This window comes from Streptomyces sp. NPDC001056 (assembly GCF_053598955.1).
This window is the reverse complement of the sequence record NZ_JBSFLI010000019.1, coordinates 53,209-66,404: the sequence shown is the minus strand read 5'-3', so window position 1 is coordinate 66,404 and position 13,196 is coordinate 53,209. Positions and strand designations below refer to the sequence as shown.

Sequence of the window (13,196 nt, the reverse complement as noted above, 5' to 3'; positions counted from 1 at the left end):
GGCGCGGCGGCCCCCCTCAGCACACGGCCAGGGCGCGGTCGCCGGTGCCCGCGGCGAGGGCGTCGGAGATGCGCAGCAGCGCCGGGAGGTCGGGCCGGCCGGCGAGCGGTACGGCCGCGTCCTCCCGCTCCTCGTGCAGGGCCCGGGTGGCGGCGGCGATGACCGCGGCCCACGCGGCGGCCTCGGCCTGGCACGGGTCCCCGCCGGTCCGCAGCCGGTCGGCGTACGCCTGCCGGTACAGTCCCTCGTCCAGGTAACGCCCCAGGTAGTGCAGCCCGTTGTAGATGGAGCTCTGCCGCCAGGTCAGCCAGCGGGTGGCCGACGGCCACAACGGGCGGGGCACGCGCAGGCTTTCCCGGGTGAGCAGGCCGGTCAGCGTCCGCTCCAGCGGGCCGAGCCGCGCGTACGCCCGCCAGCAGCGCGCCCGGACGGCCAGGAAGGGGGCGAGCAGCGGGATCACGATGCCGACGACGGTGATCGCGGCACTGATCCCGGCGCAGGCCGAGGGGAACGTCGTGCCGAGCACGGACCAGTCCCGGTCCCACCAACGGGCGCCCACCGCGAGGAGTTTGGAGACGCTGTACCCACCGCCGATCAGGGTGCCGACCCCCAGGGTCACCAGTCCCGCGCGCAGCGAGCCGCGCAACCGCCGGGCCCAGCACAGGGACCGGCACGCGGTGACGACGACGGCGGTCAGATGCGCCCCGAGGTACAGGACGATCATCTCGGCGATGTACGGCGTGGTGGCGTAGTAGGTGTCGAAGTCCGTACGGCGCTCCACGGACGCGTCGCCGAGGGCGAACAGGGCGCCGATGCAGGCGAGTACGGCGGTGTAGCCGAGGGTCCAGCGGCGGATCGCGCGGGCGGTGCCGGGGCCGCCGCGCCAGCGCGTGACGAGCGCGAGGGAGGCGGCGCCGTACGCGGTGATGGCCCCGTACGTCAGCGGGGCGGCGAGGTTGGGCACGCCGCTGGCGCCGTTGACGAACCCGACGGTGCCGGGGGCGCCGAGCAGGAAGCACAGCGAGGAGAGGGCGAGCAGGGCGCTGAGGGTGAGCAGGAACGGGTCCCGCGGGCGGCGCGCCAGGTCGGGAGCCTTGGTCAGCAGGCCGAGCCACAGCAGCCCGCAGCTGGCGTAGTTGATCAGGTCGCTCACCTTCGGGCCCCGCGGTAGTTGAGGGCCGCGCCGATGCGTCCCGCGAGGTCGTCGTGGCCGGAGGTGTGCGCCGCGTACACGGAGTCGGGGGACGCTTTCAGCCAGGGCCGCAGCCGGTCGCCGATCAGCATGCCGAACAGGTCGGCCCGCTGTTCCGCGGCCTCCAGGAAACGGGTGCGGGCGGCGGTCGCCACCGTGCCGTCGGCGCCGGCGGGCGCGGGGGCGCCCCCGGCGTGCGCGGCGCGGTGGGCGGGGTCGTCGTCGGCCATGTGCCACAGCTCGTGGCCCAGGATCACGAGCTTCATCCAGGGCGGGGCGTCGGCCTCGATGACGATGTCGTCCCGGCCGCCGCGCTCGATCCACAGCCCGGTCGCGGAGGTCTGCGGCGGAAAGTTCGCCTGATGGACGACGATGGGGCGACCGCGCCAGCGGATCGCGGACTCGACCAGCGCGTCCAGCAGGTCGTCGGGGTCGGCGGGGATCGGCACGCGGAGGGGGTCGATCAGCTCGTTGGCGAACCGGCGCATCTTCCTGGTCGTACGCACCATTCCCCCGGAGGCTGCGAGCGGTCACGTCTGACCGCAATATGCCAACTCCCCGCCGCTCGGGCCACCTTCACTTCCGCGACCCGGACCACACAAAGAGGGCATATCCCGGAATCGGGACAGCTCCCACCCCGCCTCCTGGCCGAAACAGACGCTCCACGCCCGTCCGCGCCATGTCGGCACACCGCCGCTTTCAGCCAACACGAAAACGCGCGCGCCACGTCCCGCGCCGACTCCCCGCGCCCCCGGAACCGGCACCGGAATCCACCGTGACCCTCGTCACCGTCACAGTGTGCTCACGGGCACTCCCCGGCGCCCATGGGGCTGCCGGTAAAGTGGCGGGGTCGTCATCACAACCCGTACGGGGGGAAGCCGGTGCAATTCCGGCGCTGACCCGCAGCCGTGAGCCGTTCCGTCAGGAAGCGGCGAGCCGGAATGCCCCGGACGGACGTGACCGGCTCGCGTGCGCCGGCCGCCCGTCGCGCACGGCACCGTCGAGGTATACGGAGTCGAGCCGCCCGGGGCTCCTCCCGTGCGCTGCCCGGCTCCCCGCAGGGAGAGGCAGTCGCCGACCATGAACGTCCGCCGCAACGCCGCGGCTCTCGCCGCCATAGGCGTGCTGGCCGCAGCCGCGCCCGCCACGGCCGCCGGCCCGTCCCCTTCCCCCAAGGTCGCCGCCCCGGCCGGCCTGTACGGCACGTCGGACCCCACCTACGACGGCGTGTGGCGCCAGTCGCTCACCCTCGTCGCCCAGCGCACGCTCGGCTACCGCCCGGCCACCGCCGCCGTCGACTGGCTCACCGGCCAGCAGTGCGCCGACGGCTCCTTCGCCGCCTTCCGCGCCACCCCCGCCAAGGCCTGCGACGCCAAGACCATGGTGGACACCAACAGCACGGCCGCCGCCGTCCAGGCCCTGCACGCGACCGGCGGCCACGACGCCGCCGTCACCAAGGCCGTGGACTGGCTGAAGTCCGTGCAGAACAAGGACGGCGGCTGGGGCTACAACCCCGGCAGTCCCAGCGACACCAACTCCACCTCCGTCGTCGTCGGCGCGCTGGCCGCGACCGGCGCCGACCCGGCGAGCGTCCGCACGTCCGGCAGGTCCCCGTACGACGCGCTGGCCTCCTGGTCCATCCCGTGCGACCAGGACGGTGGCGGCGCGCTCGCCTACCAGCCGGACAAGAAGGGCAAGTTGGCCGCCAACGCCGACGCCACCGCGGCCGGTGTGCTGGCCGCGCTCGGCAAGGGCTTCGTGGCCGGGGCCGGCAAGGCCCCCGCCGCGGACGCCTGCGCCAAGGGCGGCGGCCCCGCCCGGATCGCCGACAACGGCGGCGCGTACCTGGCGGCCGCGGTCGCCAGGACCGGCCACCTCCTCTCCGTGATGCCCGGTGCCGAGAACCAGCCCGACTACGGCAACACCGCCGACACCGTCGTGGCCCTCGCCGCGGACGGACGCACCGCGCCGGCGATGAAGGCGTACGCCTTCCTGGAGAAGCACGCCGGCCCCTGGGCGGCCCAGACCGGCCCGGCGGCGTACGCCCAGCTGATCCTCGCCGCGCACTCCGTCGGCGCCCAGCCCGGCGACTTCGGCGGCACCAGCCTCGTGACCGCCCTCAACGCCCTCGGCCCGGCCCCGAAGACGCAGACTGCGGCCACGAAGCCGGCCAAGGCGTCCGACGGCGGCTCGCACGCCGGGGTCTGGTGGAGCGTCGGCATCTGCCTCGTCGCGGGCATCGGCATCGGCTTCCTGCTCAGCACCCGGAAGAAGAAGCAGTCGTGAACGCGGTCCGCCGTACGGCGCCGGTCCTGTCGGCCGTCCTCGCCCTGCTGCTCGGTGCCGGTGCCGGGCAGGCGCACGCCACGGGGTACCGCTACTGGTCGTTCTGGGAACGCTCCGGTGGCCACTGGACGTACGCCACCCAGGGCCCCTCGCTCGCCCGCCCCGACGACGGCGCCGTGGAGGGCTTCCGCTTCTCCGTGAGCGCGGACTCCGGCGACGCGAGCAAGCCGCGCGGTACGGCGGACTTCGCCGCGATCTGTTCGGGTACGCCCGCCGAGTCCGGCACGAAGCGGGTGGCCCTGGTCATCGACTTCGGCGTCCCGGCCGACGCGCCCCCGGGCGAGACCCCTCCGGCCCGCCGCACCGCGTGCGCCCGGGTCTCGCCCTCGGCGTCCGCCGCGGAGGCGCTGGCCGCCGTGGCCAAGCCGCTGCGGTACGACACGAACGCCCTGCTGTGCGCGATCTCCGGGTATCCGCGCAAGGGGTGCGGCGAGCAGGTGTCGGGGAGCGGCGCGTCGACGACCCCGGGCAGCACGGAGAAGCGGACCGCTTCCTCCGACGGCCCGTCCCTGGGGCTGCCGATCGGTGCGGGCGTCGTCGTTCTCCTGGCGGGCGCGGCGGTGTGGCAGTCGCGACGGCGACGCGTATGACGTCGCCGGACGGCCCGCCCGTGGCCGCTCGCGCGGTTCCCCGCGTCCCCGGGGAACCGCGGTCGACCGCACCCGTGGGTGAAGGCGTCCTCGCCCGGCGCCGGGCCACCGTGCACCCCGGTGCCTGGTGGCTGTGGGCGATATCGCTCGGTACGGCCGCCACCCGCACCACCAACCCCCTCCTGCTCGCCCTCCTCGTCGCCGCCTCGGCGTACGTCGTGGCGACGCACCGCTCCCCCGCCCCCTGGGCCCGCTCCTACACCGCCTTCGCCAAGCTCGCCCTCGCGGTCCTCCTCATCCGCCTGGTCTTCGCGACGGTCCTCGGCTCCCCGATCCCCGGCACCCACACCCTCCTCACCCTCCCCGAGATCCCCCTGCCGCACTGGGCCCAGGGCATCCGCCTCGGCGGCGAGGTCACCGCGGAGGCCCTCGTCTTCGCCGTCTACGACGGTCTGAAGCTGGCCACCCTGCTGGTCTGCGTCGGCGCCGCGAACGCCCTGGCCAGCCCCTCCCGCCTGCTGAAGTCCCTCCCCGGCGCCCTGTACGAGACGGGCGTCGCCGTCGTCGTCGCCCTCACCTTCGCCCCGCACCTCATCGCCGACGTCCAGCGCCTGCGCGCCGCCCGTCGGCTGCGCGGCCGCCCGGACCGCGGCATCAGGGGCCTGCTCCAGGTCGGACTCCCGGTCCTGGAGGGCGCGTTGGAACGCTCCGTCGCCCTCGCCGCCGCCATGGAGTCCCGCGGCTACGGCCGCACCGCCGAGGTCCCCGCACGAGTGCGCCGTACCACCGCCGCCCTCACCCTCGGCGGCCTGCTCGGCATCTGCGCGGGCACGTACGGGCTGCTCACCGCCGAGGGCGGAAGCTACGGCGCCCCGCTGCTCCTCGCCGGGATCGCCGCCGCCCTCGCCGGGCTGCGCCTCGGCGGCCGCCGTTCGCCGCGCACCCGGTACCGCCCCGACCCCTGGGACCTGCGCGCCTGGCTGGTCACCGGCTCCGGCGTCGCCGTGGCCGCGCTGCTGACCCTCGCCTCGGCCCGCGCCCCCGAGGCGCTGCACCCCGGCGTGGTCCCGCTGACCGCCCCCGCCCTCCCCCTGTGGCCCGCCGCGTCGGTCCTCCTCGCCCTGCTGCCCGCCCTCGTCGTCCCCAGGGAGCGCCCGTGATCCGCTTCGAGAAGGTCAGCGTCACGTACGACGGTGCCCCCGGACCCAGCGTCCGCGACGTCGACTTCGAGGTGCCGGAGGGCGAACTGGTGCTGCTCGTCGGTCCGTCCGGGGTCGGCAAGTCCACCGTGCTCGGCGCGGTCAGCGGACTCGTCCCGCACTTCACCGGCGGCACCCTCGGCGGCCGGGTGACCGTGGCCGGGCGCGACACCCGCGCCCACAAGCCGCGCGAACTCGCCGACGTCGTCGGCACGGTGGGCCAGGACCCGCTCGCCCACTTCGTCACCGACACCGTGGAGGACGAACTCGCCTACGGCATGGAGTCGTTGGGCCTCGCCCCCGAAGTGATGCGCCGCCGCGTGGAGGAGACCCTCGATCTGCTGGGCCTCGCCGGCCTGCGCGACCGCCCCATCGCCACCCTCTCCGGCGGCCAGCGCCAGCGCGTCGCCATCGGCTCCGTCCTCACCCCCCACCCCCGGGTCCTCGTCCTCGACGAACCGACCTCCGCCCTGGACCCCGCCGCCGCGGAGGAGGTCCTCGCCGTCCTCCAGCGCCTCGTCCACGACCTCGGCACCACGGTCCTCATGGCCGAGCACCGCCTCGAACGCGTCATCCAGTACGCCGACCGCGTGGTCCTCCTCCCCGCCCCCGGCGCACCCCCCGTCACCGGCACCCCCACCGAGGTCATGGCCGTCTCCCCGGTCTACCCCCCGGTCGTCGCCCTGGGCCGCCTGGCCGACTGGTCCCCGCTGCCCCTGACCGTCCGGGACGCCCGCCGCAAGGCAGCACCCCTGCGTGAGCGCCTCGCGGCCACCCCCGCGCGACCGAGGCCGGGCGCGGGAGTGCCCGGTGACCGCCGGCGAGCCACCCCGCCCGCGGCCGGCCGCGGCACCGGGCGCCTGTTCCGACGCCGCCCCGCCCCCGAACCCCGGCAGCCGCACACGGCCGACGCCCGCGCCCTCACCGTGCGCCGCGACCGCGTCACCGCCCTGCACCGCGTGCATCTGACCGTCGCCCCCGGCGAGACCATCGCCCTCATGGGCCGCAACGGCGCCGGCAAGTCCACCCTCCTCAACACCTTCGTCGGCCTCCTCGAACCCACCGCCGGCACGGTGACCGTCGGCGGCGCCACCCCCCACCGCACCCCGCCCCGCGAACTGATCCGCCACGTCGGCCTGGTCCCCCAGGAACCGAGGGACCTGCTCTACGCCGACACCGTGGCGACGGAGTGCGCCGCCGCCGACCAGGACGCCGACGCGCCCCCCGGCACCTGCCGCGCCCTCCTCTCCCGGCTCCTGCCGGGCATCGCCGACGACACCCATCCCCGCGACCTCTCCGAGGGCCAGTGCCTCGCGCTCGCGCTGGCCGTCGTACTGACCGCCCGCCCGCCCCTGCTCCTCCTGGACGAGCCGACCCGCGGCCTGGACTACGCCGCGAAGGCCCGCCTGGTGACCGCGCTGCGCGAACTCGCCGCCGAGGGGCACGCGATCGTGCTGGCCACGCACGACGTGGAGCTGGCCGCGGAGATCGCCGACCGGGTGGTGCTGCTGGCCGAGGGCGAGGTGATCGCGGACGGCCCGACGGCGGAGATCGTGGTCTCCTCCCCCTCCTTCGCCCCGCAGGTGACCAAGATCCTGGCCCCCCAGCAGTGGCTGACCGTGGCCGAGGTCCGGGAGGCCCTGCGATGACCCCGCCCCCGCCCGCGTCCCCCCGCGTCCGCGCCGTCCGCCTCGGCCCCCGCTCCGTCGCCGCGCTCGCCCTCGTCACCGCGGTCGGTGTGGTCGCGTTCGGCTGGCCCTTCCTCGCCCCGCCCGCCTCCCGGCTCAGCGCGCACTCCCAGGACGCGCCCTGGCTGTTCGCGGGTTTGCTGATCCTGCTGGTGGCGGTGGTCGCGGCGACGATCTCGGAGTCGGACCTCGGCCCGAAGGCGGTGGCGATGCTGGGCGTGCTCGCCGCCACCGGTGCCGCGCTGCGCCCGATCGGCGCGGGCACCGCCGGGATCGAGCCGATGTTCTTCCTGCTGGTGCTCAGCGGCCGCGTCCTCGGCCCCGGCTTCGGCTTCGCGCTGGGCTCGGTGACGATGTTCGCGTCCGCGCTGCTGACCGGCGGCGTCGGCCCCTGGCTGCCGTTCCAGATGCTGTCGATGGGCTGGTTCGCGATGGGCGCGGGCCTGCTGCCGGGCCCGGTGCGGCTGCGCGGCCGGGCCGAGATGCTGCTGCTGGCCGGGTACGGCTTCCTCGCCGCCCTCGCCTACGGCACGGTCATGAACCTGGCCGGCTGGCCCTTCATGAGTGCCACCGCCTCCGGCATCTCCTTCCATCCGCACGCCTCGGTGGCCGCCAACCTGGCCCGCTTCGTCGCCTACTGCCTCGCCACCTCCCTCGGCTGGGACCTGGGCCGGGCCCTGTGCACGGTGGTGCTGACCTGCGCGCTCGGCCCCGCGGTGCTGCGCGCCCTGCGCCGGGCCACCCGGCGGGCCGCCTTCGAGACGCCGGTCACGTTCGACGGTCCCATGGCGTGAGGGGCCGTACCCACACGGTGAGCGGGCCGGTGAGGCCCCCCACATGACGCAGCTCACCTACGAACCGGGATCGTAGCTCCTTTTGTCCGATACGCACCTTCGGGCACCCCTTCCGACCTGCGCTTTGCGACCCACGTCACAAAGGGAGCATGACCGACCCTTCCGGCCACAACTAGTAAAAGGGGTGATTGCGGACGGATTCCCGGGCTGCTTGTCTGGACGCCGTCGCCGGGCACGACGAGCCCTCAGGGGTTCGCGCCGGTGATCCCCCCGTCCCCGACGCAAGAGGTGCTCCGTGTCCGTCTCCTTCATCCGTCGCATCGCGTCCCCGAAGAAGGCCCTCACCGTCGCCGCCGTGGCCGCCGCCACCGCGGGTATGGCGCTGTCCGCGGCGCCGGCCCAGGCCGCCCCGGCCTCGGCCTCCTCGGCTCAGGCGATCGCGCACAGGATGATCCCGGACGCCGCGCAGTTCAACGCGTTCAGCAAGATCGTCCAGCACGAGAGCGGCTGGAACCCGACCGCCACCAACAGCTCTTCCGGCGCCTACGGCCTGGTCCAGGCGCTGCCGGGCTCCAAGATGGCGTCGGCCGGCTCCGACTGGAAGACCAACCCGGCCACCCAGATCAAGTGGGGCCTGGACTACATGAACTCCCGCTACGGCAGCCCGGCCAAGGCCTGGTCCTTCTGGCAGGCCAACGGCTGGTACTGAGCCGGCCGGACTCCCGGGGGCGGCGGCCCCCGGACCGAGCGGACGCACCCTCGCCCCACACGGCGAGGGTGCGTCCGCGTTTCCGGGTCGTGCCGCCGGACTCGTGGTGGAGTTGTCCCACCCCGCCCGTCCGGCGAACCGGAGGAACCGTGACGACACCGCCGACCCCGCCGACGACGCCCGAACCAGTGGCCGCCGCGCCGGACCCGGAGGCGCGCGGGCTGCGCCTGGTGCTCGTCCTGCTCTCGCTGACCGTGGTGAGCGGCCTGATCGACGCCGTCAGCTATCTGGGCCTGGGCAGGGTCTTCACGGCGAACATGACCGGCAACGTGGTGGTGCTGGGCTTCGCGGCGGCCGGGGCGCCCGGGTTCTCCGTGCCGCACACCGCCACCTCGCTGGCCTCCTTCCTCGCCGGCGCGGTGGTGGGCGGCCGGGCGGCGGCACGGTTCGGGGGCGGGTCCCGGCGCCGGTGGGCGCGGCTGACCCTGGCGGCCGAGGCGGCCCTGGTGGGGCTGTCGGCGGCGGCCGCCTTCGCCTGGCCGGGCCGGGCCGGCACGGTCTACGCCCTCATCGCCCTCACGGCCTTCGCGATGGGTGTGCGCAACGCGACGGTCCGCAGGCTCGGGGTGCCCGATCTGACGACCACGGTGCTGACGATGACCCTGACGGGCCTGGCCGCCGACTCCCGGCTCGGCAACGGCACCGGGCACCGCTCCCCGCGCCGTACGGCCTCGGTGGTCGCCATGCTCGGCGGCGCGTCCCTCGGCGCGTGGCTGGTGCTGCACCACGGCCTGGGCATCCCGCTGCTGATCGCGGCCGCCGCCTCGGCGGTGCTGGCGGTCGCCGCCTCCGGCGCGGAGTAGCCCCTCAACCGGCGGTCACCCGAAGCTCTTTGACGCCGTTGATCCAGGCCGAGCACAGCCGGCACGGGGCGTCGACGAGCCTCAGACCGGGCAGGGCGTCGGCTATGGCGCCGAAGACGAGGTCGATCTCCAGCACCGCGAGTGACTTGCCGACGCAGTAGTGGGGACCACCGCCGCCGAAGCCGAGGTGGGGGTTGGATCGCGGGTGATGTCGAAGACGTCGGGCAGCGCGGGGCAGGGCATCGGCGACTCCAGCCATCTGACGGGCCATCAGCCGAGGCTCGAACGTAATAACGGGTTCCAGGACCGACGAGGGGCGGGGTCCGGCCAATCCGTGCGGAATTCGTGCAGATCACGACTTCGGCGACTGCAAGACCCTTGCGGTGACGGACGCCACGTCCGCAGACTGCACCACAGAACTAGTACGCGTTCTAGTTCTGGAGGAGAGCCCTCTCGGAGAGGACCCGCACGCATGGCCGCGGAACCCGTGATCGTCGAAGCCGTCCGTACCCCGATCGGCAAGCGCGGCGGCGCGCTCGCCGACCTGCACCCCGCCTGTCTGCTGGGCGAGACCTACCGTGAACTCCTCGGCCGTACCGGTATCCCCGCCGACGCGGTCGAGCAGATCGTCGGCGGCACGGTGACCCACGCCGGCGAGCAGTCCATGAACCCCGCGCGCACCGCGTGGCTGACCGTGGGGCTGCCGTACGAGACCGCCGCGACGACCGTGGACTGCCAGTGCGGGTCCTCGCAGCAGGCGTCGCACATGGTGGCCAACATGGTCGCGGCGGGCGTCATCGACGTCGGGATCAGCTGCGGCGTGGAGGCGATGTCCCGGGTGCCGCTCGGGTCCGGGTCCAAGCACGGGCCCGGGAAGCCCTTCCCCGACGAGTGGAACGTCGACCTGCCCAACCAGTTCGAGGCGGCGGAGCGGATCGCGCGCCATCGGGGGCTGACACGCGAGGACGTCGACGCGTTCGGACTGCGGTCCCAGGAGCGGGCGGCGCTCGCGTGGGCGGAGGAGCGGTTCAAGCGGGAGACGTTCGCGGTGCAGGTGCCCACGACGGAGGAGGAGCAGTACGCCGGTCAGGGCATGTGGCGCCTGGTCGACAGGGACGAGGGGCTCCGGGACACGTCCATGGAGGCGCTGGCCCGGCTCAAGCCGGTGATGCCGTCGGCGGTGCACACGGCGGGCAACTCGTCGCAGATCTCCGACGGTTCCTCGGCGATCATGTGGACCTCCAAGCGGATGGCCCGCGCGCTGAAGCTCAGGCCCCGGGCCCGCATCGTCGCCCAGGCACTGGTCGGCGCCGACCCGCACTTCCACCTCGACGGCCCGATCGACGCGACACGCGCGGTGCTGGGCAAGGCGGGGATGTCCCTCGGGGACATCGACCTCGTGGAGATCAACGAGGCGTTCGCGTCCGTGGTCCTGAGCTGGGCCCAGGTCTTCGAGCAGGACCTCTCCAAGGTCAACGTCAACGGCGGGGCGATCGCCCTCGGCCACCCGGTCGGCTCGACGGGCGCCCGCCTGATCACCACGGCCCTGCACGAACTGGAGCGCACGGACAAGGAGTTCGCCCTGATCACGATGTGCGCGGGCGGCGGCCTGGCAACGGGCACGATCATCCAGCGCCTGTAGCGGACCGGCGGGCACCGCCGACGGGGCCGGCGGGTGCCCACCGGCCCGCTACTTCACCGGCACCGGTTCCATCAGTCCCGTCGGCGTGAGCCTCGGGGCCCTCGCCGCCCTCGGGCCCTGGACCACGTACGACAGGGCGAAGCCGGCGGAGACGACCAGCGCGCCGCCGGCCGCGTCGAGGACCCAGTGGTTGGCGGTGGCGAGGATGGCGCAGACGGTGAAGAAGGGGTGGAGGAGGCCGAGGGCCTTCATCCACCACCTGGGGGCGAGGACGGCGATGACCACGCCGCACCACAGGGACCAGCCGAAGTGCAGGGACGGCATCGCCGCGTACTGGTTGGTGAGGGCCGTCATCGCGCCGTAGTCCGGGTGCGCGAGGTCCTGCGCGCCGTGCACCGTGTCGATGAAGCCGAGGCCCGGCATCAGGCGCGGCGGGGCCAGCGGGAAGAGCCAGAAGCCGATCAGGGCGAGGAAGGTGGCGAAGCCGAGGGAGGTGCGGGCCCAGCGGTAGTCGACGGGCCGGCGCCAGTAGAGGACCGCGAGGACCGTGAGCGGGAGCACGAAGTGGAAGGACTCATAGTAGAAGTCGAGGAAGCCCCGCAGCCAGCCGATCCCCGCGACCGTGTGGTTGAGCCAGTGCTCGATGTCTATGTGCAGGAACCGCTCGATGTCGACCACGATCCGCCCGTGGTGCTCCGCGGCCACCCGGCCCCGGTCGTCGCCGCTCGCGCCCGCGGCCAGCCGGACCTGCGCGTACGCGGCGTACACGACGCGGATCAGCAGCAACTCCAGGAGGAGGTTGGGGCGGGTGAGGACCCGGCGGAGGAAGGGGAGCAGGGGGATGTTCCGGAAGCGGGCGGGGACCGGGGGGGCGTACTCGGTGGGGACGGGCTTGCGGTAGTACGGCGAGGTGCGCGACAGGAACGGTACGGCGGTGGCGGCGGCCAGCGCCGCGACCAGGACCAGGTCGTCGCGCAGCGCGTACAGCGCCGGGGTGTTCGGCAGCATCATCTTCGCCGGCAGGGTCATCACCAGCACCACCGCGACCGGCCACACGGTGCGGTCCGAGGCCCGGCGCCCGACCCGGCCGACGACCGCGAGCAGCAGCCACAGCAGCTGGTGCTGCCAGGTGGTGGGCGACACGGCGACCGCGGCACACCCGGTGATCGCCACGGCGAGCAGCAGCTGGCCGTCGTGCGCGTAGCGGACCGCGCGGCGCAGGGCGAGGGTGGAGACGGCCGCGCCGAGCAGCAGGAAGAGCGTGATCTCCAGCGGGCCGGTGAGGCCGAGGCGCAGCAGGGCGCCGTGCAGGGACTGGTTGCCGAGGGCGTCGGCCTTGCCGCCGAGGCCCACGCCGGCCGTGTGCTGGAGCCAGTAGGTGACGGAGTCGTGCGGCAGCGCGGCCCAGGCGAGCGCGGTCAGCGCGGTGAAGGTGCCGGCCCCGGTGAGGGCGGCCCGGCGGCGGCCGGTGAACCACAGCAGGGGCGCGAAGAGCAGCATCGTGGGCTGGAGCGCCGCGGCCAGGCCCAGGCACAGCCCGCTCGCCCGCTCCCCCCGCACGGTGAAGCAGCCGAGCAGCACCAGCAGCACCGGGAGGATGCTGGTCTGGCCGAGCCAGAGCGCGTTGCGCACCGGCAGCGAGACCATGAGCAGGCTGATCGCGACCGGTGCGGCCAGCAGCGAGGTGCGGCGGCTCACCGGCTGCGGCAGCGCCCGCGCGGCGATCATGCCGAGCGCGACCACCAGCAGCAGGCTGCCGAAGGTCCAGCTCCAGCCGAGGGCGGCCTCCGCGGCGCGGGTGAGCGGCTTGAGCACGAGCCCGGCGAAGGGGGTGCCGGTGAACCGCGTGGAGTCGTAGAGGGAGCCCTTGACGTCCAGGACGCCGTTCGGGCCGACCCAGGTCTCCAGATCGACGAGGCGTTTGCCGCTCGGGCTGGTGAGGACGGCGGTCATCTGCCGGACCGCGAGGATCGCGGCCACCGCCCACAGCGCGAGCCGCGCCGCGCGCAGCCGTCCTTCGGCGTCCGCGGTTCCGAAGCCGTCCCTCGGTCCCCCGCCCTGTTCCACGTTCGCCACGCCTCGTCGGCCTCCCGCCCCGTTTTCGTCCCGGCCGTGCGTCGTTCACGCCGGGTCACCTCTGCGCAACCCTACGAGGCTCGCAGACCCCTCGGAA

The 13,196-nt window shown here is 74.4% G+C and carries 11 protein-coding genes, 1 pseudogene and 1 riboswitch; of the genes and pseudogenes, 8 read left to right on the top strand and 4 right to left on the bottom strand.

Features of this window, described 5'->3' with window-relative positions; all coding sequences use genetic code 11:
- Positions 1–16: 16 nt before the first annotated feature.
- Positions 17–1,153: a DUF6545 domain-containing protein gene (locus ACWDD7_RS22530; protein WP_351868907.1), complete on the bottom strand. Its 1,137-nt coding sequence runs from the start codon at positions 1,151–1,153 to the stop codon at positions 17–19.
- Positions 1,150–1,698 (bottom strand): toxin, encoded by a 549-nt coding sequence (locus ACWDD7_RS22525; protein WP_351868927.1) that lies wholly within the window; start codon positions 1,696–1,698, stop codon positions 1,150–1,152. The genes ACWDD7_RS22530 and ACWDD7_RS22525 overlap by 4 nt, the downstream gene beginning before the upstream one ends.
- Before the next feature lie 365 nt (positions 1,699–2,063).
- Positions 2,064–2,139, top strand: a riboswitch (cobalamin riboswitch).
- Between the two features lie 133 nt (positions 2,140–2,272).
- Between ACWDD7_RS22525 and ACWDD7_RS22520 the strand changes: the two genes are divergently transcribed.
- The 7 genes from ACWDD7_RS22520 (at position 2,273) to ACWDD7_RS22490 (ending at position 9,381) form a co-directional block, all read left to right on the top strand.
- Entirely contained in the window at positions 2,273–3,478 is a 1,206-nt protein-coding gene (locus tag ACWDD7_RS22520; RefSeq protein ID WP_450458643.1) for a prenyltransferase/squalene oxidase repeat-containing protein, read from the top strand.
- Positions 3,475–4,128: an SCO2322 family protein gene (locus ACWDD7_RS22515; RefSeq protein ID WP_351868912.1), complete on the top strand. Its 654-nt coding sequence runs from the start codon at positions 3,475–3,477 to the stop codon at positions 4,126–4,128. Before ACWDD7_RS22520 ends, ACWDD7_RS22515 begins: the two co-directional genes overlap by 4 nt.
- Complete coding sequence (locus tag ACWDD7_RS22510) at positions 4,125–5,288, top strand: energy-coupling factor transporter transmembrane component T (protein ID WP_450458641.1); 1,164 nt, start codon at positions 4,125–4,127, stop codon at positions 5,286–5,288. Before ACWDD7_RS22515 ends, ACWDD7_RS22510 begins: the two co-directional genes overlap by 4 nt.
- Complete coding sequence (locus ACWDD7_RS22505) at positions 5,285–6,976, top strand: ABC transporter ATP-binding protein (protein WP_450458640.1); 1,692 nt, start codon at positions 5,285–5,287, stop codon at positions 6,974–6,976. The genes ACWDD7_RS22510 and ACWDD7_RS22505 overlap by 4 nt, the downstream gene beginning before the upstream one ends.
- Entirely contained in the window at positions 6,973–7,809 is an 837-nt protein-coding gene (locus tag ACWDD7_RS22500; RefSeq protein WP_450458639.1) for an ECF transporter S component, read from the top strand. The genes ACWDD7_RS22505 and ACWDD7_RS22500 overlap by 4 nt, the downstream gene beginning before the upstream one ends.
- Before the next feature lie 295 nt (positions 7,810–8,104).
- Complete coding sequence (locus ACWDD7_RS22495) at positions 8,105–8,518, top strand: lytic transglycosylase domain-containing protein (protein WP_450458638.1); 414 nt, start codon at positions 8,105–8,107, stop codon at positions 8,516–8,518.
- A gap of 149 nt (positions 8,519–8,667) precedes the next feature.
- On the top strand, positions 8,668–9,381 hold the full coding sequence (locus ACWDD7_RS22490) for a YoaK family protein (protein ID WP_450458637.1): 714 nt from the start codon (positions 8,668–8,670) through the stop codon (positions 9,379–9,381).
- Between the two features lie 4 nt (positions 9,382–9,385).
- On the opposite strand, the pseudogene ACWDD7_RS22485 reads toward ACWDD7_RS22490, so the two are convergent.
- Positions 9,386–9,606: pseudogene (locus ACWDD7_RS22485) on the bottom strand (steroid C27-monooxygenase); the annotation flags it as partial.
- Between the two features lie 247 nt (positions 9,607–9,853).
- Here ACWDD7_RS22485 and ACWDD7_RS22480 point away from each other — a divergent pair.
- On the top strand, positions 9,854–11,023 hold the full coding sequence (locus ACWDD7_RS22480; protein WP_450458636.1) for a steroid 3-ketoacyl-CoA thiolase: 1,170 nt from the start codon (positions 9,854–9,856) through the stop codon (positions 11,021–11,023).
- A gap of 48 nt (positions 11,024–11,071) precedes the next feature.
- Here the strand turns inward: ACWDD7_RS22480 and ACWDD7_RS22475 are convergent, their stop codons facing one another.
- A complete protein-coding gene (locus tag ACWDD7_RS22475) occupies positions 11,072–13,099 on the bottom strand; it encodes a bifunctional glycosyltransferase 87/phosphatase PAP2 family protein (RefSeq protein ID WP_450458635.1) in 2,028 nt (675 codons plus the stop codon).
- Positions 13,100–13,196: the final 97 nt, after the last annotated feature.

Excerpts from the sequence above, each read along its gene's own strand:
- ACWDD7_RS22480 (WP_450458636.1), top strand. The coding sequence starts at position 9,854 with ATGGCCGCGGAACCCGTGATCGTCGAAGCCGTCCGTACCCCGATCGGC.
- ACWDD7_RS22500 (WP_450458639.1), top strand. The coding sequence starts at position 6,973 with ATGACCCCGCCCCCGCCCGCGTCCCCCCGCGTCCGCGCCGTCCGCCTC.
- ACWDD7_RS22520 (WP_450458643.1), top strand. The coding sequence starts at position 2,273 with ATGAACGTCCGCCGCAACGCCGCGGCTCTCGCCGCCATAGGCGTGCTG.
- ACWDD7_RS22510 (WP_450458641.1), top strand. The coding sequence starts at position 4,125 with ATGACGTCGCCGGACGGCCCGCCCGTGGCCGCTCGCGCGGTTCCCCGC.